Consider the following 20584-nt stretch of genomic DNA (forward strand, 5'->3'; position numbering starts at 1 on the left):
GTGAGCCATTACCTCACCAACAAGCTGATAGGCCGCGGGCTCATCCTGCACCGCCGGAGCTTTCCACACTCATCGGATGCCCGAGAGTGTCGTATCCGGTATTAGACCCCGTTTCCAGGGCTTGTCCCAGAGTGCGGGGCAGATTGCCCACGTGTTACTCACCCGTTCGCCACTAATCCACCCCCGAAGGGGCTTCATCGTTCGACTTGCATGTGTTAAGCACGCCGCCAGCGTTCGTCCTGAGCCAGGATCAAACTCTCCGTGAATGCTTCCCGGTACTCCGGGCACATCCGCACAGAGCGGAACCGGAACAGGGAGGAATCGTCCCCGTTCTGGTTCACAGCGTCCTCGCTGTGTGTTTCAAAGGAACCACATCCCCTCCCCGCGAGACCGCGGAGAAGCGACGGGGTTGTCAACATGTCTGGCGTTGACTTTTGGCACGCTGTTGAGTTCTCAAGGAACGGACGCTTCCTTCGGCACCCCTTCCCGGGGCCCCTCCGGGCGCTTCCCTTCGGTGTGTTCACCACTTTAGCGGATCTTTCCGGCGACTCATAATCGAGTCATTCGGGCCGGTTTTCCGCACAGTGGAAATGGCCCCGGCCGGGGAATCCGTGGATGGTGTTTGTCCGCTCCGGGCCTCTCTCACGCAACCTGTCCGGTCGCCATGAGGATCTCGTCCCGTGTCAGCGGCTCGGTCTACGTTAGACCTCGGAGACCGGAGCGTCAAGCGCCACCCGACGGCGACGTGGTTGGTGGGCCCGGTACGGGCTCACCGAGGGGTCGCCGTCGATCCAGAAGCGCCACGGGTGGGCGGCTCCCTCGCCGCCCACGCCCGTGCGCGGGCCGGTGCGTATGCGGTGGGCCGGGACCGGGGTGCCGGCGAGGATGCGGAGAGGAGCACCGGCGTCGTCCCCGCAGACGTCGGTGCCGTTCAGGGCGCGGTCCACGCCCAGGGCGGTGGCCAGCCGGGCGGGCCCCTTGGCCAGCTCGCTGTCGTTGCGCGCCTTCGGACGGCGCTTGCGTGCCTGCTCGTGGCCTCTCAGCACCTCGCCCGCGCGCAGCAGCACGCCGCTCGCGGTGCCCTCGCCGTCGCAGACCAGGTTGAGGCAGTGCCACATGCCGTAGGTGAAGTAGACGTATGCGTGGCCGGGCGGGCCGAACATCACGGCGTTGCGCTCGGTCCGGCCGCGGTAGGCGTGCGAGCCGGGGTCGAGTCGTCCCGCGTACGCCTCCACCTCGGTCAGGCGCAGTTCGACCGGACCGTCGTCGGTCGTGCGGACCAGGACGCGTCCGAGCAGGTCGGGGGCGACCTCCAGGACGGGGCGGGCGAAGAAGTCACGGGGCAGGGGCATACGGTCTTGATCAGCGGTCACGCCGGTCGAGCGTAGTGCAGCCATCAGGTAACAACTGCCGGCGGCGGGCCTGGGCGGTGGAACCGTCCGGCAGACTGCAGACGTTCTTAGGGACCAGCGCGTCACACAGGCCAGGGCCTGGGGGAGGAAGAGCATGGGCTTCAAGAAGCTGTTCGCGAGCGTGGGCATCGGCGGTGCGTCGGTGGAGACGGTGCTGACCGAGCCGAACGTGGTGCCGGGCGGCGTCGTCCAGGGCGAGGTGCGGATCCAGGGCGGCTCGGTCGCCCAGGAGATCCAGGGGCTCTCGGTCGGCCTCCAGGCCAAGGTGGAGGTGGAGAGCGGCGAGGAGGAGTTCAACAAGAACGTCGAGTTCCACCGCCAGCAGCTCGGTGGCTCCTTCGAGCTCCAGCCCGGGGCCGTGCACACGGTTCCGTTCGGACTGGAGGTGCCGTGGGAGACCCCCATCACCTCCTTCATGGGGCACCACCTGACCGGGATGAGCATCGGTGTGAAGACGGAGCTGGCGATCGCCAAGGCCGTGGACTCCGGTGACCTCGACCCGGTGAACGTCCACCCGCTCCCCGCCCAGCAGGCGATCATCGACGCGTTCGGGACCCTCGGCTTCCGCTTCAAGAACGCGGACCTGGAGCAGGGGCACATCCGCGGCACGCGGCAGAAGCTGCCCTTCTACCAGGAGATCGAATTCCTGGCCCCGCCGCAGTACCGAGGGCTCAGCCAGGTCGAGCTGAGCTTCGTCGCGGACGAGCGCGAGATGGACGTCGTGCTGGAGATGGACAAGAAGCCCGGCCTGTTCAGCGAGGGCAGCGACACCTACCGCTCCTTCACCGTGGACCTGGCGAACTTCCAGCAGACCGACTGGACCGCCTACCTCAACCAGTGGCTGGCCGAGGTCGGCGGCAAGCGGAACTGGTTCTGACCTCCGGCCCGCCGGCGGCATCCGGTGCGGGGGCGCGGCCCGGTGCGGGCCGCGCCCCCGCACGCGTGAGGAGCGCGTCCCGGCCGTGGCGGTCGTGGCGCAGGGAGGCGGAGCGCGGGCTCGTTAGGCTGGCCGGTGCAGCGATGTCGCGCTATCAGGAGGTTCCCGACGTGACCGAGCAGAAGCGGCGCCCACTCCCCCACGACTTCCATCCCCCGGTGCCGTCGTTCACGGTCGTCAGCGACGACGTGTCGGAGGGCGCCCGGCTGAAGCCCGACCAGGTCTACGCCGAGGGCAACACCTCTCCGCACCTGCGGTGGGAGGGGTTCCCGGCGGAGACGAAGAGCTTCGCCGTCACCTGCTTCGATCCCGATGCGCCGACCGGCAGCGGCTTCTGGCACTGGTCGGTCTTCGACATCCCGGCGACCGTGACCGAGCTGCCCGCGGGCGCCGGCACCGGTGAGATGAAGGGCCTGCCCGAGGGCGCGGTGCACGTGCGCAACGACTACGGCACCCGGGACTTCGGCGGAGCCGCCCCGCCGCCCGGGGACGGTCCGCACCGCTACGTGTTCACGGTGTACGCCGTGGACACCGAGAAGCTGGGAGTGGACGCGGACGCGTCGCCCGCCGTGGTCGGTTTCAACCTGCGGTTCCACACACTGGCGCGCGCGCAGCTGATCGGCGAGTACGAGGTGCCCGCGGAGGGCTGAGCGCCCGCCGTCACGACGGCCGCGCGGACCGGGGCCGCCCGATGGCTCCGGGGCCGCGGCGGCCCGTGGGCGGCCCTCGGCGGAAAGGTCCTCGCGCCCCGTCGTCCCCGGATCGCGCAGTGGTGGCCGGACGGCCGGCACCGCGGCCCCGGGGGCGGCGGGGCGCGTCCGTGCCGTCCGCCGCCACGCCTCCCCCGCTCCTCCACCGAGTTCCGGTCCTTGCCGCGGCCGCCGTCACCCGGCCGTCGGCGTGCCGGCATCTCCCGTACAGCAGGGGGAAATTGCGTTGTCCGCCCCACCGGGCAACGGCACAGTGGTGCCACCCCGCCAGGGGGGCGGGGCCGGGCCCGGAGGTGGGTGAGATGCGCGAGACGCTGGTGCTCAACGCGAGCTTCGAGCCGCTGTCGACGGTGTCGCTGCGGCGCGCCGTGGTGCTGGTGATGCAGGGCAAGGCCGTCGTCGAGCAGTCGCACCCGGGCCTGCGGATACGGGCGGCGCACCTCGATCTTCCGGTGCCGCAGGTGATCAGGCTCTGCAGGTACGTGCGGGTCCCGTTCCGACAACGGGCGCCGTGGTCGCGGCGCGGTGTGCTCGTACGGGACCGGCACCGGTGCGCCTACTGCGGGCGCCGGGCGACCACGGTGGACCACATCGTGCCGCGGTCGCGCGGTGGCGGCGACACCTGGCTGAACACGGTCGCGGCGTGCGCGGAGGACAACCACCGCAAGGCGGACCGCACTCCCGCACAGGCCGGCATGCGGCTGCTGACGCGGCCGTTCGAGCCGACTCCGGCGGACGCGCTGGTCCTCGCGCTGGGGCTGCGGGACGGTGAGTCGCTGCCGGAGTGGCTGGCGCTGCCCGCCTCCGCCTGAGCGGCCCGGGCGGTCAGTCCAGCACGAGCTGGAGGATCGCCACCACGCCGACGGCCACGATGACCGCGCGGAGGGCGGTCGGCGGCAGCTTGCGTCCGAGGTGGGCGCCGAGCTGGCCGCCGACCGCCGAACCGACGGCGATGAGCAGGACGGCGGTCCAGTCGAAGTCGGCGACGAAGAGGAAGAAGACCGCGGCGGCTCCGTTGACGACGGCGCCGAGGATGTTCTTGACGGCGTTGATGCGCTGGAGGTCGTCGCGGATGAGCAGCCCCATCAGGGCGAGGTAGACGACGCCCTGGGCGGCGCCGAAGTAGCCGCCGTACATACTGGCCAGGGTGATGCCGCCGAGCAGGGCGGGACCGCCGTGGGGGTGGGCGGGGTCGCCGGTGCGTTCGCGGCGGCGCTGGATCGCGCGGGACAGGCGGGGCTGGGCGATGACGAGCACCAGGGCCAGTGCGACGAGGACCGGCACGATCATGTCGAACGCCTCGGACGGCAGCGTGATCAGCAGGGCCGCCCCGGCCAGCGCCCCGACGAGGGCCGCGGTGCCCAGGCGCAGGACGCGGTCGCGCTGTCCGCGCAGTTCGCGGCGGTAGCCGATGGCTCCGCTGATGGAGCCGGGCACCAGGCCCAGCGCGTTCGAGACGTTCGCGGTGACGGGAGGCAGCCCGACCGCGAGCAGCACGGGAAAGGTGATCAGGGTCCCGGAACCGACGATGGTGTTGATGGTGCCCGCGCCGACACCGGCGGCGCAGACGGCCGCGGCCTCCCAGATGTCCACGTGCAACGCCCCTCAGCCGATCGGTGTTCAGGGCACCGATCATGCCTGAGGGGCGTCCGTGCGGTGTGTCCGGGTGGTGCGCAGGGGGCACGCCGGCGTCCGGCGCCGACCGCGTCCGGCGCCGGTCGTGTCAGTCGATCGGGGGCTGTTCGCGGCGCTTGGACAGGTCGGAGCGGCCCGTTCCCCCGTCGCCGGAGGAGCCGCCCGTGGGCCCGGGGCCGAAGTTGCCCAGTGCGCCGCCGAGGCCCTTGAGCGCCTCGCCGATCTCGCTGGGCACGATCCACAGCTTGTTGGCGTCTCCCTCGGCGATCTTCGGGAGCATCTGGAGGTACTGGTAGGACAGCAGCTTCTGGTCCGGGTCGCCGGCGTGGATGGACTCGAAGACCGTGCGGATCGCCTGGGCCTCGCCCTCGGCGCGCAGCGCGGCGGCCTTGGCCTCGCCCTCGGCCCGCAGGATCGCGGACTGCTTCTCGCCCTCGGCGGTGAGGATCTGCGACTGCCGGACGCCCTCGGCCTGGAGGATCGCGGCACGCTTGTCGCGGTCGGCGCGCATCTGCTTCTCCATCGAGTCCTGGATGGAGGTCGGCGGCTCGATCGCCTTGAGCTCCACGCGGTTGACGCGGATGCCCCACTTGCCGGTGGCCTCGTCCAGGACGCCGCGCAGCGCGGCGTTGATCTCCTCGCGGGAGGTCAGGGTGCGCTCCAGGTCCATGCCGCCGATGATGTTGCGCAGGGTGGTGACGGTGAGCTGCTCGATGGCCTGGATGTAGCTGGCGACCTCGTAGGTCGCGGCCCGTGCGTCGGTGACCTGGTAGTAGATCACCGTGTCGATGTTCACCACCAGGTTGTCCTGGGTGATCACCGGCTGGGGCGGGAAGGGGACGACCTGCTCGCGGAGGTCGACGCGGTTGCGGATGGTGTCGATGAACGGGACGACGATGTTGAGGCCGGCGTTCAGCGTCCGGGTGTAGCGGCCGAAGCGCTCCACGATCGCGGCGCTGGCCTGCGGAATGACCTGGATCGTCTTGATGAGTGCGATGAATACCAGCACCACCAGGATGATCAGCACGATGATGATGGCGTCCATCGTGACTCCCCCTGCATTCTTAGGACTTCACGCTGACGGCGGTGACAGCGTGACCGTGCGGTTACCGGCTATCACATCACGACGGCGGTGGCCCCGTCGATCTCCACCACGTCCACCTGGGTGCCCGGTTCGTAGGTCATGCTCGTGTCGAGGGCGCGCGCGGACCAGACCTCGCCGGCGAGCTTGATCCGTCCCCCGGAACCGTCCACCCGCTCCAGGACGGTCGCCTGGCGGCCCGTCAGGGCGTCGACCCCGGTCCTCAGTTCCGGGCGCTGGGTCTGCGAGCGTCTGGCGATGGGGCGGACGACGAGGACCAGCGCGGTCGAGACCACCGCGAAGACGACCACCTGGGCCACCGCTCCCCCGCCCAGCGCCGCGACGGCCGCCCCCGCGACGGCCCCCACCGCGAACATGCCGAACTCGGGCATGGCGGTCAGTACCAGCGGGATTCCGAGTCCTACCGCGGCGATCAGCCACCACACCCATGCGTCCACACGCTCATGGTAGGGCGCGGGTCAGCCGAGCGGGAGACCTTGAGCGGTCCAGCGGTCGCCGTTGCGCTCCACGATCAGCGGAAGACCGAAACAGCGCGAAAGGTTGCTGGAAGTGAGCTCGGTCTCGACCGGCCCGGCCGCCAGCACCTTGCCCTGGCGGATCATCAACACGTGGGTGAAGCCGGGGGCGATCTCCTCGACGTGGTGGGTCACCATGATCATCGAGGGGGCGTACGGGTCGCGGGCGAGCCGTCCCAGCCGGCGGACCAGGTCCTCGCGGCCGCCGAGGTCGAGCCCGGCGGCGGGCTCGTCCAGGAGCAGGAGTTCGGGGTCGGTCATCATCGCGCGGGCGATCTGGGTGCGCTTGCGCTCGCCCTCGGAGAGGGTGCCGAACTTGCGGTCCAGGTACGCGCTCATCCCGAGGCGGTCCAGGAAGGCGAGGGCGCGCTGCTCGTCGACGGCGTCGTAGTGCTCCCGCCAGCCGGCGGTCATGCCGTAGGCGGCGGTGAGGACGGTCTGGAGCACGGTCTGATTGCGCGGCAGCTTCTCGGCGAGCGCGTGGCTCGCCATGCCGATGCGCGGGCGCAGTTCGAAGACGTCGATCTTGCCGAGCCGCTCGCCGAGGATGGTGGCGGTGCCGGTGGTCGGGAAGAGGTAGCTGGAGGCGATGTTGAGGAGGGTGGTCTTGCCGGCGCCGTTGGGGCCGAGGATCACCCAGCGCTCGCCCTCCTTGACCGACCAGGAGACGTCTTCCACCAGAGCCCGACCCTCGCGGACCACGGATACGTCCACCAGCTCCAGTACATCGCTCATGGCGCGTTGTCTCCCATTGCAGTCGCTGCTGTCGCCTGTGTCTGTGCCTGTGGGCACAGTCCCAGGGAAAACCTACGCCACGCTCGCCGTCCCGCTGTCCTTAGGCTGGGGGCATGCTCGACGAACCTCGTTCCGGGCGGCTGACCGCCTGGGGAAATGCCCTGTTCGCCGGACTGGTTCCGCCGGACGACGCCGCGCAGCGCATCGTGGGCGGCGATGCCGTGCACCGGGTGGCGGGCCTGCCGGGCGAGCCCGGGGAGGTCGGCCTCACCCTCGCGCTCGGCAGGCTGCGCGCGCTGGGGGTGACGGGACTGCGGCTGGCGCTGCCCGCGCCGGGTCACCCGCTGGGGCTGAGCGGGCCGCCGGAGTTCAACGCCCGCGCCCTGGAGGCCGGGGAGGCGGTGGTCGCGGTGGGCGCGGCGCTGGGCCTGGTGCCGGAGGCGTACGAGGTGGGGCCGGACGGCGACGTGCACGCCGAGGTGGTGTGGCACTGCCTGCCGGTGCGCCAGGCACCGCCGGCGGACGTGCCGTCGCTCGGGGAGGCCGAGCGGGAACTGGCGGAGGCGCTGCGCGAGGCGACCGAGGCGCTGACGCGGCTGGACGTGGCCGGGTCGGGGCCGGTGGCCCAGGCGGCGCTGGAGGCGTACCGGGCGCGGGCGGAGGCGGGACGCCGGCTGCTGGCGCCGGGATATCCGCCGCGCGCGGTGCGGGTTCTGGAGCTGGCGCAGCGCGTGGGCGCGCTGGTGGACATCGCGCACGGGCCGGAGCACGGCGGCGCGGTGAGCGCGGGGGCGATGGCGGCGCGGGCCGAGGCGCTGCGTCCGGTGGCGCGGACGGCGCGGCGGGCGCAGGTGGCGGCGTACAACGCGTACGTGGAGGAGCGCGAGCGGCGCTGAGCCGGCCCTCCCGGCCGACGGTCCGGGAGGGCCGGCCGTTCACGCGGTCACTTGTTCGCGCAGTGGTTCCCGAAGGCCGGGTTCAGGGCTCCGACGAGGTTGACGGAGTTGCCGCAGAGGTTGACCGGCGCCTCGACGGGAATCTGGATCACGTTGCCCGAGCCGACCCCGGGCGAGTGGGCGGCGACGCCCTGCGCCCCCGTGCCCGCGGCGGAGGCCCCGCCCGTACCGGCGGCCACGAACCCGCCGGCCATCATCGTGACGGCCGTGACCTTCTTCAGGTTCTTCACTTCTTGTCTCTCCTCGCGTTCACCGCGGCACAGCGCCGCGGCACGCCCTGGAGAACGTGCCGCGGCGGGCCGCGATGCGCACGGGCCCCGACATCCACACGTCCGTATGAATCCCGCCGCGGCCCGCTGCCGGGCGCCCTCCCCGGGCGCCGGGGGACGGCCCGGGTCAGCCGGCCACGCCGTGCCTGACCGCCCACAGCGCCGCCTGGGTGCGGTCGGCGAGGTCCAGCTTCATGAGGATGTTGGACACGTGCGTCTTGACGGTCTTCTCGGACAGCACCAGGCGCCGCGCGATCTCCCGGTTCGAGCGCCCGTCGGCGATCAGGGCGAGCACCTCGCGCTCCCGCTCGGTCAGGGCGGTGCCGCGGCCCGGCCCGCCGGTCTCCTCCTGGGAGAGCAGGGCCTGGGCGACCTCCGGCTGCAGCAGGACGTGCCCGGCGTGCACGGAGCGGATGGCCGCGGCCAGCGCGTCGGGGTCGATGTCCTTGTAGACGTAGCCGGCGGCTCCGGCGCGCAGGGCGGGGACGACGGTGCGCTGCTCGGTGAAACTGGTGACGACCAGCACCCGGGCGGGGTTCTGCGACGCGCGCAGGATGCGCAGCGCCTCGACGCCGTCGGTGCCGGGCATCTTCACGTCCATCAGGACGACGTCGGGCCGCAGCTCCTCGGCGCGGGCCACGCCCTCCGCGCCGTCGGCGGCCTCGCCGACCACGTCGATGTCGTCCTGGACCTCCAGGAACGTGCGCAGGCCGCGGCGCACCACCTGGTGGTCGTCCACCAGCAGGACCCTGATCGCCTCGTCAGCCACCGGGCACCTCCATCTCGACCACGGTGCCCTTGCCGGGCTCCGACTCCACCGTCAGGTTGCCTCCGACGCCGCCGGCCCGGTCGCGCATCGACACCAGGCCGAGGTGCCGGCCGGCGCGGCGGACGGCCGAGGGGTCGAAGCCGCAGCCGTCGTCGGCCACCCGCAGCACGGTGGCGGTGCCGCGGCGGGCGAGGACGACCGCGACCCGCTCCGCGCCGGAGTGCCGCAGGGCGTTGTGCAGGGCCTCCTGCGCCACTCTCAGCACCGCCTCCTCCTGGGCGGCGGGCAGCGCCCGTACCCCCGCCTCGCAGTCGAAGGTGACGCACGCGCCGTGGGCCCGGTCCAGGACCTGGACCTGGGTGCGCAGGGCGGCGACGAGACCGTCCTCCTCCAGGGCGGCGGGACGCAGCTCGACGACGGCGGCCCGCAGTTCGTCGGCGGCCTCGGCGGCCAGCGTCGCGACCTGGCGCAGTTCCCCCTTGGCGCGGGCGGGGTCGCGGTCCACCAGGGCGGTGGCGGCCTGGGCGGTGAGCCGCAGCGAGAACAGCTTCTGCGAGACGGCGTCGTGCAGTTCGTGGGCGATGCGGGCACGCTCCCCGGCGATGGTCAGTTCACGGGCGCGCTCGTAGAGGCGGGCGTTGGTGAGGGCGATGGCGGCGTGCTCGGCGAGGATGCGCAGCAGTTCCTCGTCCTCCTCGGTGAAGCCGCAGCCGCCCGCCGGGCGTCCGCACCGCTTGTTGGCCAGGAACAGCGCGCCGAGCACCTCCTCGCCGTCGGCGATCGGCATGCCGAGGAAGTCGGCCAGTTCGGGGTGGGCGGCCGGCCAGCCCTCGAAGCGCGGGTCCAGGCGGACGTCGGCCAGCCGCTGCGGGGAGGCGTCGCGCAGCATGGCGGCGAGGATGCCGTGCTGGCGGGGCAGCGGACCGATCGCCCGCCACTGCTCGTCGTCGACCCCGGCCACGACGAACCGGGCGAAGCCGCCGTGGTCGTCGGGGACGCCGAGCGCGGCGTACTCGGCGTCGAGGAGCTCGCGGGCGGAGGCGACGATCGTCTGCAGGACGTCGCGCACCTCCAGGTGCCGGTTCATGGCGAGCAGTGCGGCGCTGACGGCCGCCAGCCCGGTTCGGGGGAGCATGCGGTTCACGGTACCGGCGGGTGCGCGCGGGCCGGATCGGCCCGGCGTCCGGCCGGGGGCCCGGCGGTGGTCGTAGGACTCCGGTCGCACGCCCCGCGTCCGGCCGCCTCCCCGGCGTGTGCACCCCGGCGCCGTGCGCATGCGGCGAGGGCGGTGCCCCGGGGCCGGGACACCGCCCTCGTGCGCGGTGCGCGCGGACGTCCGTCCGCCCGCGACCGCCCGCGCTACTTGCGCATGACCTCCGGCTCGTGGCGGCGCAGCAGCCGGGCCACCGCGAAACCGCAGGCGACGCCGATCGCGAGCAGGATGAGCATGTCCATCACCCACACCCCCGTGCTGTGCTCCCACAGCGGGTCGAGGTTGGTGGGGTTCTCGCGGTCCCAGGGGGCCATGGTGTGGGCCAGGTCCACGGTGGCGCCGGTGGCGCCGATCGCCCAGCGCGAGGGCATCAGCCAGGCGATCTGCTCGATGCCCGGCGAGTCGAAGACCTGGAACAGCACGCCGGTGAAGACGAGCTGGACGATGGCGAAGCCCACCAGCAGGGGCATGGTCATCTCGGAGGTCTTCACCAGCGAGGAGATCACCAGGCCGATCATCATCGAGGTGAGGCCGAACGCGATGATCGCTATGCACAGCTCGACGGCCGTGGGCAGGAACAGGCCCTCCTCGGGCAGCTCGCGCGCCGAGAAGCCGATGGCGCAGATGACGACGCCCTGGAAGGCCGTGATCAGACCGAGGACGATCACCTTGGACATCAGGTACGCGGACCTCGACAGGCCGGTGGCCCGCTCCCGCTCGTAGATGACCCGTTCCTTCACCAGTTCGCGGACGGAGTTGGCCGCGCCGGACAGGCACATGCCGACCGCGAGGATCAGCAGGATCGTCCCCGCGTGCTGGTTGAAGCCCTCGGGGTTGGGCCTGAGCCCGTGGTCGGTGGGGATCACGATGCTGACCAGGCCCAGGATCACGGGCAGGATCACCATCAGCGCCAGGAAGCCCTTGTCGGAGGCGATGACCGACGTGTAGCGCCGGGTGAGCGTCCACAGTTGCGAGCCCCAGCTCTGCGGCTTGGGCGGCCGGGACGCCGGCGGGGCGGGCTGCTGCGCCTGCGGGGCGGCGGCGTCGATGTCGGCGGCGTAGAGCTGGTAGTGCTGCGAGCCCTGCCAGCGGCCGATCCAGTCGTAGTCGCGGTAGTTCTCGAAGGCCGAGAAGACGTCCGCCCAGCTCTCGTAGCCGAAGAAGTTGAGGGCCTCCTCCGGCGGGCCGAAGTAGGCCACGCCGCCGCCCGGGGCCATCACCAGGATCCTGTCGCACAGCGCCAGCTCGGCCACGGAGTGGGTGACCACCAGGACGGTGCGGCCGTCGTCGGCCAGCCCGCGCAGCAACTGCATCACGTCGCGGTCCATGCCCGGGTCGAGGCCGGAGGTCGGCTCGTCCAGGAAGATCAGCGAGGGCTTGGTGAGCAGCTCCAGCGCGACCGAGACGCGCTTGCGCTGGCCGCCGGAGAGGGAGGTGATCTTCTTGTTGGCGTGGATGTCGAGCTTGAGCTCCGCCAGCACCTCCTCGACCCGCGCGTTGCGCTCGGCCTGCGCGACGTCGCCGGGGAAGCGCAGCTTGGCGGCGTAGCGCAGGGCGGTGCGGACGGTCAGCTCCTTGTGGAGGATGTCGTCCTGCGGAACCAGGCCGATGCGCTGGCGCAGCTCGGCGAACTGCTTGTAGAGGTTCCGGTTGTCGTAGAGGACCTCGCCCACGTCGGCGGGGCGGTAGCCGGTGAGGGCGCGCAGCAGCGTGGACTTCCCGGAGCCGGACGGGCCGATGACGGCGACCAGGGACTTCTCGGGAACGCCGAAGGTGACGTTGTTGAGGATCACCTTGCCGCCGTCGACCTTGACGGTCAGGTGGCGGGCCGAGAACGTGACCTCGCCGGTGTCGACGAACTCCTCGAGCCGGTCGCCGACCACCCGGAAGGTCGAGTGGCCGATGCCGATGATGTCGTCGGGCCCGACGAGCGCGGAACCCGACTTGGGCAGCGGCTGGCCGTTGACGTACGTGCCGTTGTGGCTGCCCAGGTCGCGGATCTCGAAACGTCCGTCGGGGGCGGCCCGGAACTCGGCGTGGTGCCGGGACACCTGGAGGTCGGAGACGACCAGCTCGTTCTCCAGCGCGCGGCCGATCCGCACCACCCGGCCCAGGGAGAACTGGTGGAAGGTGGTCGGGCTGCGGTGGTCGCCGTCGAGGGGCGCGCCGCCCTGCGGCGCGTACTGCTGCGGGGCCTGCGGCTGCTGTCCCCAGCCGGCGCCGCCGTGCTGCGGCTGCGCCACCGGCTGCTGCGGCTGCTGGGCCGCGGCCTGCGCGGCGCCCGCCGGCGCGGCCACCGCGGCCGGTCCGAAGAAGCTCAGCCGGGGTCCGTCGGTGGCGTTGCCCAGGTGCACGACCGAGCCCGCGCCGACCTCCGTCTGCTGGATCCGCCGTCCCTGTGCGTACGTGCCGTTGGTGCTGCCCTGGTCCTCCAGGATCCAGGCGCTCCCTCCCCATCGCAGCGTGGCGTGCCGCCAGGAGACCCTGGCGTCGTCGACCACGAGATCACCCTGTGGATCGCGTCCCAGGGTGTATGACCTGGACGGGTCGAGCGTCCAGGTCCTTCCGTTCAGTTCCAGTGCGAGTTCCGGCACTCCATGCCCCACAAAGTTGTCCCCCGAGCAACCCCCCGTGAACAGGGGGGCTGGGGATGGCGAACATCGTGGGGGAACTATTCCAGGATCCGCGGCCGGACAGAAAGCCGCCCCCGGGGGACGGTTGCGGAACCGCTACGCTCCGCAGACGCCCTGGTGGAAGTGCGTCCCGGAGGAGCCGGACGCCGCCGGCGGAGCGCCCGCCCCGTGCGCGTACCCTGGGCCCACCGGAGCCGTCCGGGGTACGGACGCCCGCACGGAACCGCACCGGTGCTCGATACCGTGGGGATCATCATGAGCGCTTCGCAGACTCCGCCGCCCGTCCCCGCCGTCACCGGCGAGGACACCCCCACCCTCCTGGTGAAGATCTTCGGCAGGGACCGGCCCGGCATCACGGCGGGCCTCTTCGAGACCCTGGCCGCCTACTCGCTGGACGTCATCGACATCGAACAGGTCGTCACCCGGGGCCGGATAACGCTGTGCGCCCTGGTCACGACGCCGGACGGCGGTGTCGAGGGGGAGCTGCGGGCGAGGCTGCACACCTGGGCGGAGTCGATGCGGCTCCAGGCGGAGATCATCTCCGGCCGGGGCGACAACCGGCCGCGCGGCACCGGCCGCTCCCACGTCACCGTGCTCGGCAGCCCGCTGACCGCCGAGGCGACGGCCGCCGTCGCCGCCCGGATAACCGGTGTCGGCGGCAACATCGACCGGATCTTCCGGCTGGCGAAGTACCCGGTCACGGCCGTGGAGTTCGCCGTCTCGGGCGCGGAGACCGAGGCCCTGCGGACCGCGCTGGCGCCCGAGGCGGCAGCCCTGGGCGTGGACGTGGCCGTCGTCGCCTCCGGCCTGCACCGCCGGGCGCAGCGCCTGGTGGTGATGGACGTGGACTCCACGCTCATCCAGGACGAGGTGATCGAGCTGTTCGCGGCGCACGCCGGCTGTCAGGAGCAGGTCGCGGAGGTGACCGCCGCCGCGATGCGCGGTGAGCTGGACTTCGAGCAGTCGCTGCACGCCCGGGTGGCGCTGCTGGAGGGGCTGGACGAGTCGGTGGTCGACAAGGTGCGCGCCGAGGTGCGGCTCACGCCGGGCGCCCGCACGCTCATCCGCACGCTCAAGCGCCTGGGCTACCAGGTGGGCGTGGTGTCGGGCGGTTTCACGCAGGTCACCGACGACCTCAAGGAGCGGCTGGGGCTGGACTTCGCCTCGGCCAACACCCTGGAGATAGTCGACGGCAAGCTGACCGGCCGGGTCGTCGGCGAGGTCGTGGACCGGGCGGGCAAGGCGCGGCTGCTGCGCCGCTTCGCGGCACAGGCCGGGGTCCCGCTCGCCCAGACCGTGGCGATCGGCGACGGCGCCAACGACCTGGACATGCTCAACACCGCGGGCCTGGGGGTGGCCTTCAACGCCAAGCCGGTGGTGCAGGAGGCCGCGCACACGGCGGTGAACGTGCCGTTCCTGGACACCGTGCTGTACCTGCTGGGCATCACGCGCGAGGAGGTCGAGGCGGCCGACGCCCAGGCGTGACCGCCCCGCACGCGGCGGCCGGCGGTCCCGCGGGGCCGTCGGCCGCGTCCGTCCCGCGGCGGCCTACTCGTGCGGCGCCCAGTACGCCTCCAGGCGGCCCACGCCGAGTTCCACGGACTTCCAGGAGCCGGTGAAGGAGACGACGGCTATGGCCGAGGTGGGGAAGCCGACACGGTGCAGGCGGACCCTGGTGTCCCCCTCGGCCTCGCCGGCGAGGCCGTCGGCCAGTGCGTGCATGCCGGGGTTGTGGCCGACGAGCATGAGGTTCGCGACATCGTCCGGCACCTCGTTGACCACCTCGATCAACTCGCCGAGCGTGGCCTCGTAGAGCCGCTCCTCGTAGACCGTCCTCGGTCGCTGCGGCAGTTCGTGGGCGACCAGCTTCCAGGTCTCGCGGGTACGGGTGGCGGTGGAGCAGAGGGTGAGGTCGGGGATGATGCCGCTCGCGGCGAGCCAGCGGCCGGCGACCGGGGCGTCCTTGCGGCCCCGCTCCGCTAGCGGCCTGTCGTGGTCGGCCACCTGGGGCCAGTCGGCTTTGGCGTGTCGGAGGATGACGATCCTGCGGGGCACATCGACGCTCATGCGTCCAGCTTCGCACGAATGGCGGCGTGCGGCGCGAGGAGTTGGGGCCCCTCCCCTTCCGGGTGACCTCCAGGTCACCGGGTCACCGGTGCCCGCGGATCAGCTCGACAGGAGCCGCAGGACGTACTCCAGCAGCCGGCCGAGGTGCTGGGAGGACTCCGCCGCCCCGGCCTCGCCGCCGGCGGTCAGCGCCAGCAGGACGGCGAAGGCGATCGCGGGCAGCACCACGGCCCACCACGGCAGCCGCGCGTCCACGCCGCCGGCTTCCGGTCGGCGGGTGGGCCGGGTCCGTGCGTGGGCCGTCATCGGGCTCGCCTCCGTCGTGTTCCGCAGCGCTCGTGGCCACCGTCGTGGCCTCTTGCCACGACGCTACGGGCCGCGCGGCGGCGTTCCCATCCGGTGACCCACCCGTTGTTCCCTGAGTCCAGCCCCCTAGGGGATGGTGGGGCTACCCCCACCGCGGGCGGTCCGGCGGGCCGCTACGGGGCGATGACGGAGGCGACGATGCCGATGACGATCGTGATGCCGAGCATCGCGCCGAGGACGGTGAGCAGCTTCTTCTGTCCGTTGGGGGGATTGGGTTCGAGCACGGGCATGCGTTCAGTGTCGCACTCAGTCCCCGTCCTCGATGCACCGGTCCCGGCCCGCCACCACGCCCACCACGAGCTGGACGGCCATCAGGGCGGCCATCAGGGCCAGGGGGGCGTGCCAGCCCCCGGTGTGCTGGTGGAGGGCGCCGACCAGCAGCGGCCCGGGAATGGAGATCAGGTACCCGGTGCCCTGGGCGAAGGCGGAGAGCCGGGCGACTCCGGCGCCGGTCCGCGCCCGCATGCCGATCAGGATGAGGGCGAGGGGGAAGGCGCAGTTGGAGACGCCCAGCAGCAGCGCCCACAGCCAGGCGCCCTGCGCCGGGGCGAACCACAGCCCGGCGTATGCGCCGAGCCCGCACACGGCCAGGACGGTGGCGAGGGGCCCCTGGTGGCCGAGGCGGGCGGCGATCCGCGGCAGCACGAAGGACAGCGGTATGCCCAGGCCCGTGGTGACCGCGAGCAGCAGGCCCGCGGTGGAGGCGGGGACGCCGGCGTCGCGGAGGATCTGCGGGAGCCAACCCAGGACGGTGTAGGCGGCGGTGGCCTGGAGGCCGAAGAAGGCACCGAGCGCCCAGGCGGTGGCGGAGCGGGTGATACGGATTCCGGGCGTCCGGTCCTCCGCGTCCCGGCCGCCGTCCCGGTTCCCGTCCGCGGCGGCCCGCGGGCCGGCGGGCGCTGCGGTACGGGCGCGGGCGCGGGTGCCGCGCACCACCGGCAGCCAGACCAGCACGGCGAGCGCGGCCAGCAGCGCCCAGACCCCCAGTCCCAGGCGCCAGTCGCCGCCCAGCGCCCGGGTGGCCGGGACGGTGAGGGCCGCGGCGGCCGCGGTGCCCAGGAAGAGGGCCATGGAGTACAGGCCGGTCATCGGGCCGATCCGGTCCGGGAACCAGCGCTTGACGATCACGGGCATCAGCACGTTGCCGGCCGCGATGCCGGCCAGCGCCAGCACGCTGGCGGCCAGGAACGGTCCCGTGCTCCCGGCGAGGGGGCGCAGCGCCAGGCCGAGGGTGAGGGCGGCCATCCCGGCGAGCACCACGGCCGCCGGGCCCAGGCGGCGGGCCAGCCGGGGCGCGGCGCTGCCGAAGACGGCGAAGCACAGTGCGGGCGCGGAGGTGAGCAGTCCGGCGACGGTGCCGTCCATCCGCAGGGCGCCGCGGACCTCCTCCAGCAGCGGGCCGAGCCCGGCTATGGCGGGGCGGAGGTTGAGCGCGGCCAGGACGATGCCGGCGACCAGCAGCCGTCGCATCCAGGGAGAGGCCGCCGGGTTCGCCTCCGCGGCGGGGCGGGTGCCTACGCTGGTCGGGGTTCCTCTCTCTGCCCGGTGGTCGATGGTCGCGGAGTCGTTGGCCATGACACACATCATAGAATCATCGGATAAATCGAGGCTCTGTCATGGATCCGCTCATGCGTCCGCCTCCGTGCCCGCCGACCCGGGAAGTGCCATGCCCCTGACCTCACCCCGACGCTCCGCCCTGGCCGACCAGGTGATCGACGCGCTGCGCGACCAGATCACCTCGGGCGAGTGGCCGGTGGGATCCCGCATCCCGACCGAGACCGAGCTGGTCGAGCAGCTCGGGGTGGCCCGCAACACCGTGCGCGAGGCCGTACGGGCGCTCGCCCACAACGGGCTGCTGGACATCCGGCAGGGCTCGGGCACCTACGTGGTGGCGACCAGCGAGCTGGCCGGGGTGATGCACCGCCGCTTCGCGGACGCCGACCCGCGGGACGTGGCCGAGCTGCGCTCGGTACTGGAGGCGGAGGCCGCCCGGCTGGCCGCGCACCGCCGCACCGACCAGGACCTGCGTCAGCTGCGGACGCTGCTGGAGCGGCGCGAGGCGGCCTGGGAGACGGGTGAGGTGGAGCGCTTCGTGGCGGCGGACGTCACGCTGCACCTGGCGATCGTGAAGGCGTCCCACAACGAGGTGCTCACCACGCTGTACGCGGACCTCGGCACGGTCCTGCGCGCGTTCCTCCGCAACGACATGGGCGGGGAGCTGCGCGACGGGGATTATCTGGACCACGGGCGGCTGGTGGCCGCGATCCACGACGGCGACGCGGAGACGGCCGCGCGGGAGGCGGGCTCGTACGCCCGGACCTGCCGCGGCCCCGCGGGCCGTGGCGCGGGCTCCGGCTGAGGGCACCGGAGCCCGCGCGCCCGGGCGCGCTACGCGCCCATCATGTGGACGCCGCCGTCCACGTGCACGATCTCGCCCGTCGTCTTCGGGAACCAGTCCGAGAGCAGGGCGACCACGCCGCGCGCGGCGGGCTCGGGGTCGGTGAGGTCCCAGCCGATCGGGGCGCGGGTGTTCCACACGTCCGCCAGCTCCTCGAAGCCCGGGATGGACTTGGCGGCCATGGACTTGATGGGTCCGGCCGACACCAGGTTGCAGCGGATGTTCTTGTGCCCCAGGTCGCGGGCGAGGTAGCGGGAGGTGGCCTCCAGGGCGGCCTTGGCCACGCCCATCCAGTCGTACTTGGGCCAGGCCATCTGCGCGTCGAAGTCCATGCCGACCACCGAGCCGCCGCGCTTCTCCAGCAGCGGCAGCAGGGCCATGGTCAGGGACTTCAGCGAGTACGCCGAGACCTCCAGCGCCGTGGCGACCGACTCCCACCCGGTGTTGAGGAAGTTGCCGCCGAGCGCGTCCTGCGGCGCGAAGCCGATGGAGTGCACGACGCCGTCCAGCCCGACGCCCTCGCCGAGGTGCTCGGCGACCCTGCCGGCCAGGGCGTTCAGGTGCTCCTCGTTCTGCACGTCCAGCTCGATCACCGGCGCCTCCTTGGGCAGCCGCTTGGCGATCCGCTGCACCAGCGTCAGCCGCCCGAAGCCGGTGAGGACGACCTCGGCGCCCTCCTCCTGGGCGAGCCTGGCGACATGGAAGGCGATCGAGGATTCGGTGAGCACCCCGGTGACGAGGATGCGCTTTCCGGCGAGAAGTCCACTCATGACGTTCAGTGACCCATACCCAATCCGCCGTCCACGGGAATGACGGCTCCGGTGATGTAGGCGGCCTCCTCCGAGGCCAGGAAGCGCACCGAGGAGGCGATCTCCTCGGGCTGGGCGTAACGGCCCAACGGGACCTGGGCGACGATGTTCTCGCGCTGCTCGTCGGTGAGCGCGCGCGTCATGTCGGTGTCCACGAAGCCCGGCGCGACCACGTTGCAGGTGATGTTGCGCGAGCCCAGCTCCCGGGCGATCGAGCGGGCGAAGCCGACCAGGCCGGCCTTGGACGCGGCGTAGTTGGCCTGCCCCGCCGAGCCCAGCAGGCCGACGACGGAGGAGATCAGCACGATGCGCCCCTTGCGGGCGCGGAGCATGCCCCTGGACGCGCGCTTGACGACCCGGAAGGTGCCGGTGAGGTTGGTCTCCAGCACGGAGGCGAAGTCCTCCTCGGACATCCGCAGCAGCAACTGGTCGCGGGTGATCCCGGCGTTGGCGACCAGCACCTCGACCGGACCCTGCTGCCCCTCGATCTCCTTGTAGGCCTGCTCCACCTGCTCCGGGTCGGTGATGTCGCACCTGACGGCGAGGAAGCCCTCCGGGGGCTCGCCGGAACGGTAGGTGATGGCGACCTTGTCGCCTGCGTCGGCGAAAGCGCGGGCGATGGCGAGGCCGATGCCGCGGTTGCCTCCGGTGACGAGAACCGAGCGGCTCAAGAGGACACCCTTCCGTAGGGGGCAGATACTCCCTGAGAAACTATCGTCCGCCCCCTTCCGCCGGAGAACGGGGGGCCGACAGGGGCTTCGCCGGGGTCCTGTGGGATTCCTACAGAAGACCGGTCCGGACACGGGGCGTGCGCCGCCCGCGTGCGGCGCGGGCGCGCGTCCTGGCGTACGGCCGGGGCGGCGTGCCGGCGCACCGGCCGTACGGCGTCCGGGAGCCGGCCGGGCGGGGCCACGGCCCGCGGACGGCCGCGGCCCCCGGAGGACGGAGGGCGCACCCGGTGACGGGCCGGGCGGTGCCGCACCCCCGGGCGCCCCCGGGTGCGCCGGTCACCCGCGGCGAGGTCCCCTGTGCGGCGTCACGGCGTCCGGGGCGGGGGCGGGGCGCCGGGGGAGGTCACGGCCGGAGGGCCGGCCGGCACCGGAGGGGGTTGGTCCTCGCCGGTCTCCTCGCCCTCGCCCTCGTCCCCCGGGCGTCCGCCCTTCGGGGCCGCGGCCCGCTCGTCCCGGTCGGCGTCCTCGGCGCGCCGCTCCGTTTCCTTCCTCCTCCCCCTGGCCGTCATCTCCGACGGGTCGTGCTCCCTGCCGTAGGGGCCGGAGTAGTCGCTCATGTCCGCGTCTCCTCACGTGCCGGGCCGCGGTGCCGCGAAGCCCGGGACGGAATTCACATTCCGGCGGGTACCCGGACAGGCTTTAAGGAATCGCCGCCTACCGGTGCGATCAGCGCATTCCTCACTCCGGGCGTTCCCGGCGGTCGCGGAACGCCGCGACGAGCAGGGGCACCAGGCCGAGGACGCCGGGGACCAGGGCCGCGGCGTACAGCGGGCCGGGAACGCCCGGGTCCGGCCCGGTGCGCCACATCACCGCGCAGGTCGCGGCGGTGGACAGGCCGAGGCAGAAGCCGAGGAAGAGCGTCGCCCTGGCGATCCGTACGGCCGAGGCACGGGTGGAGGGACGGTTGACCAGGCCGGTCCTCCGGTGGGGAGGGAGTTCGGAGAGGGGGCGAAGACGCAGCAGGGCCGCCGAGAGGGCCGCCAGCAGCACGGTGACCCCGGCGTGGACGAGGACGGGGAGGAACACCGCGCCGACGGACTTCTCCGTCCAGGCGTCGACACCGCCCGGCCCCAGGTGCCGCGGCACCCGGTCGGGCAGGTGCGGGTACACCCCGGCGCCCCAGGCCGTCAGGCCCAGCAGGACTGCCAGTGAGGGCAGCAGCCACCCCCATGGGAAGCCCGGCCGTCTCTCCTCGCCCATCCGCCCCTCCCCTGGCTCTCCCCCGCCGTCCCCGACAGGGTAGGACGGACCCGTGGCGGACGGACCTGCGGAGGCCGGCCTGTGGAAAACTCGCCGCGCCCGCCCGGAGGCGTGGTTCACTGCGATC

23 protein-coding genes and 1 rRNA gene are annotated in these 20584 nt (G+C 72.6%); 6 read left to right on the forward strand and 18 right to left on the reverse strand.

Going from position 1 to position 20584, the window contains the following annotated elements; genetic code table 11:
• Both VE546_RS03535 and VE546_RS03540 read right to left on the reverse strand, forming a co-directional pair.
• A 16S ribosomal RNA gene (locus VE546_RS03535) occupies window positions 1-266 on the reverse strand; the annotation flags it as partial.
• Between the two features lie 435 nt (window positions 267-701).
• The gene (locus tag VE546_RS03540; RefSeq protein WP_324918124.1) at window positions 702-1373 is read right to left on the reverse strand and encodes a DNA-3-methyladenine glycosylase; all 672 of its coding nucleotides are present in this window, start codon (window positions 1371-1373) and stop codon (window positions 702-704) included.
• 133 nt (window positions 1374-1506) lie between these two features.
• Between VE546_RS03540 and VE546_RS03545 the strand changes: the two genes are divergently transcribed.
• From VE546_RS03545 to VE546_RS03555, 3 genes are all read left to right on the forward strand, one after another.
• Window positions 1507-2289: a sporulation protein gene (locus VE546_RS03545; RefSeq protein ID WP_324918127.1), complete on the forward strand. Its 783-nt coding sequence runs from the start codon at window positions 1507-1509 to the stop codon at window positions 2287-2289.
• Window positions 2290-2459: 170 nt separating this feature from the next.
• Window positions 2460-2999, forward strand: a complete 540-nt coding sequence (locus VE546_RS03550) for a YbhB/YbcL family Raf kinase inhibitor-like protein (RefSeq protein ID WP_324918130.1) — start codon at window positions 2460-2462, stop codon at window positions 2997-2999.
• 362 nt (window positions 3000-3361) lie between these two features.
• Window positions 3362-3871 (forward strand): HNH endonuclease, encoded by a 510-nt coding sequence (locus tag VE546_RS03555; RefSeq protein ID WP_324918133.1) that lies wholly within the window; start codon window positions 3362-3364, stop codon window positions 3869-3871.
• A 13-nt stretch (window positions 3872-3884) separates the two neighbouring features.
• Here VE546_RS03555 and VE546_RS03560 read toward each other — a convergent pair whose 3' ends face one another.
• The 4 genes from VE546_RS03560 to VE546_RS03575 all read right to left on the reverse strand — a co-directional run bounded on the left by VE546_RS03560 (window position 3885) and on the right by VE546_RS03575 (window position 7046).
• Entirely contained in the window at window positions 3885-4652 is a 768-nt protein-coding gene (locus VE546_RS03560; RefSeq protein WP_324918135.1) for a sulfite exporter TauE/SafE family protein, read from the reverse strand.
• Between the two features lie 130 nt (window positions 4653-4782).
• Entirely contained in the window at window positions 4783-5739 is a 957-nt protein-coding gene (locus VE546_RS03565; protein WP_324918137.1) for an SPFH domain-containing protein, read from the reverse strand.
• Window positions 5740-5810: 71 nt separating this feature from the next.
• Window positions 5811-6233 carry an NfeD family protein gene (locus tag VE546_RS03570; protein ID WP_324918140.1) on the reverse strand — a complete coding sequence of 141 codons (423 nt, stop codon included), beginning with the start codon at window positions 6231-6233 and terminating at the stop codon, window positions 5811-5813.
• A 21-nt stretch (window positions 6234-6254) separates the two neighbouring features.
• The gene (locus VE546_RS03575) at window positions 6255-7046 is read right to left on the reverse strand and encodes an ABC transporter ATP-binding protein (protein WP_324918142.1); all 792 of its coding nucleotides are present in this window, start codon (window positions 7044-7046) and stop codon (window positions 6255-6257) included.
• A 113-nt stretch (window positions 7047-7159) separates the two neighbouring features.
• Here VE546_RS03575 and VE546_RS03580 point away from each other — a divergent pair, with 113 nt between their 5' ends.
• Window positions 7160-7942: a hypothetical protein gene (locus VE546_RS03580; protein ID WP_324918144.1), complete on the forward strand. Its 783-nt coding sequence runs from the start codon at window positions 7160-7162 to the stop codon at window positions 7940-7942.
• Window positions 7943-7989: 47 nt separating this feature from the next.
• On the opposite strand, the gene VE546_RS03585 is transcribed toward VE546_RS03580, so the two are convergent.
• The 4 genes from VE546_RS03585 to VE546_RS03600 form a co-directional block, all read right to left on the reverse strand.
• A complete protein-coding gene (locus VE546_RS03585) occupies window positions 7990-8232 on the reverse strand; it encodes a chaplin (RefSeq protein ID WP_324918149.1) in 243 nt (80 codons plus the stop codon).
• Between the two features lie 166 nt (window positions 8233-8398).
• On the reverse strand, window positions 8399-9040 hold the full coding sequence (locus VE546_RS03590; RefSeq protein WP_324918152.1) for a response regulator transcription factor: 642 nt from the start codon (window positions 9038-9040) through the stop codon (window positions 8399-8401).
• Window positions 9033-10175 (reverse strand): GAF domain-containing sensor histidine kinase, encoded by a 1143-nt coding sequence (locus VE546_RS03595; RefSeq protein WP_324918155.1) that lies wholly within the window; start codon window positions 10173-10175, stop codon window positions 9033-9035. The genes VE546_RS03590 and VE546_RS03595 overlap by 8 nt, the downstream gene beginning before the upstream one ends.
• A 224-nt stretch (window positions 10176-10399) precedes the next feature.
• Window positions 10400-12859 (reverse strand): FHA domain-containing protein, encoded by a 2460-nt coding sequence (locus VE546_RS03600; RefSeq protein ID WP_324918157.1) that lies wholly within the window; start codon window positions 12857-12859, stop codon window positions 10400-10402.
• Between the two features lie 282 nt (window positions 12860-13141).
• On the opposite strand from VE546_RS03600, the gene serB reads away from it, so the two are divergent.
• Window positions 13142-14371: a phosphoserine phosphatase SerB gene (serB, locus tag VE546_RS03605; RefSeq protein WP_324918160.1), complete on the forward strand. Its 1230-nt coding sequence runs from the start codon at window positions 13142-13144 to the stop codon at window positions 14369-14371.
• 63 nt (window positions 14372-14434) lie between these two features.
• Here serB and VE546_RS03610 read toward each other — a convergent pair whose 3' ends face one another.
• The 4 genes from VE546_RS03610 to VE546_RS03625 all read right to left on the reverse strand — a co-directional run bounded on the left by VE546_RS03610 (window position 14435) and on the right by VE546_RS03625 (window position 16894).
• On the reverse strand, window positions 14435-14953 hold the full coding sequence (locus tag VE546_RS03610) for a histidine phosphatase family protein (RefSeq protein WP_324918162.1): 519 nt from the start codon (window positions 14951-14953) through the stop codon (window positions 14435-14437).
• 99 nt (window positions 14954-15052) lie between these two features.
• Entirely contained in the window at window positions 15053-15259 is a 207-nt protein-coding gene (locus VE546_RS03615) for a hypothetical protein (RefSeq protein WP_324918165.1), read from the reverse strand.
• Window positions 15260-15432: 173 nt separating this feature from the next.
• Window positions 15433-15549, reverse strand: a complete 117-nt coding sequence (locus VE546_RS03620) for an SGM_5486 family transporter-associated protein (protein WP_324918168.1) — start codon at window positions 15547-15549, stop codon at window positions 15433-15435.
• A 16-nt stretch (window positions 15550-15565) separates the two neighbouring features.
• On the reverse strand, window positions 15566-16894 hold the full coding sequence (locus tag VE546_RS03625) for a CynX/NimT family MFS transporter (protein WP_414720390.1): 1329 nt from the start codon (window positions 16892-16894) through the stop codon (window positions 15566-15568).
• Window positions 16895-16985: 91 nt separating this feature from the next.
• Between VE546_RS03625 and VE546_RS03630 the strand changes: the two genes are divergently transcribed.
• The gene (locus VE546_RS03630) at window positions 16986-17678 is read left to right on the forward strand and encodes a FadR/GntR family transcriptional regulator (RefSeq protein WP_324918171.1); all 693 of its coding nucleotides are present in this window, start codon (window positions 16986-16988) and stop codon (window positions 17676-17678) included.
• 29 nt (window positions 17679-17707) lie between these two features.
• On the opposite strand, the gene fabI is transcribed toward VE546_RS03630, so the two are convergent.
• From fabI to VE546_RS03650, 4 genes are all read right to left on the reverse strand, one after another.
• Complete coding sequence (gene fabI, locus VE546_RS03635) at window positions 17708-18487, reverse strand: enoyl-ACP reductase FabI (protein WP_324918174.1); 780 nt, start codon at window positions 18485-18487, stop codon at window positions 17708-17710.
• 5 nt (window positions 18488-18492) lie between these two features.
• Window positions 18493-19197, reverse strand: coding sequence for a 3-oxoacyl-[acyl-carrier-protein] reductase (gene fabG, locus VE546_RS03640; protein ID WP_324918177.1), 705 nt, complete (start codon window positions 19195-19197; stop codon window positions 18493-18495).
• A 365-nt stretch (window positions 19198-19562) separates the two neighbouring features.
• Window positions 19563-19814, reverse strand: coding sequence for a hypothetical protein (locus VE546_RS03645; RefSeq protein WP_324918180.1), 252 nt, complete (start codon window positions 19812-19814; stop codon window positions 19563-19565).
• 121 nt (window positions 19815-19935) lie between these two features.
• Window positions 19936-20457 (reverse strand): DUF1648 domain-containing protein, encoded by a 522-nt coding sequence (locus VE546_RS03650; protein ID WP_324918183.1) that lies wholly within the window; start codon window positions 20455-20457, stop codon window positions 19936-19938.
• Window positions 20458-20584: the final 127 nt, after the last annotated feature.

The sequence above is a fragment of the Streptomyces sp. genome (assembly GCF_035644915.1).
In the GTDB taxonomy this organism is placed as follows: domain Bacteria; phylum Actinomycetota; class Actinomycetes; order Streptomycetales; family Streptomycetaceae; genus Streptomyces.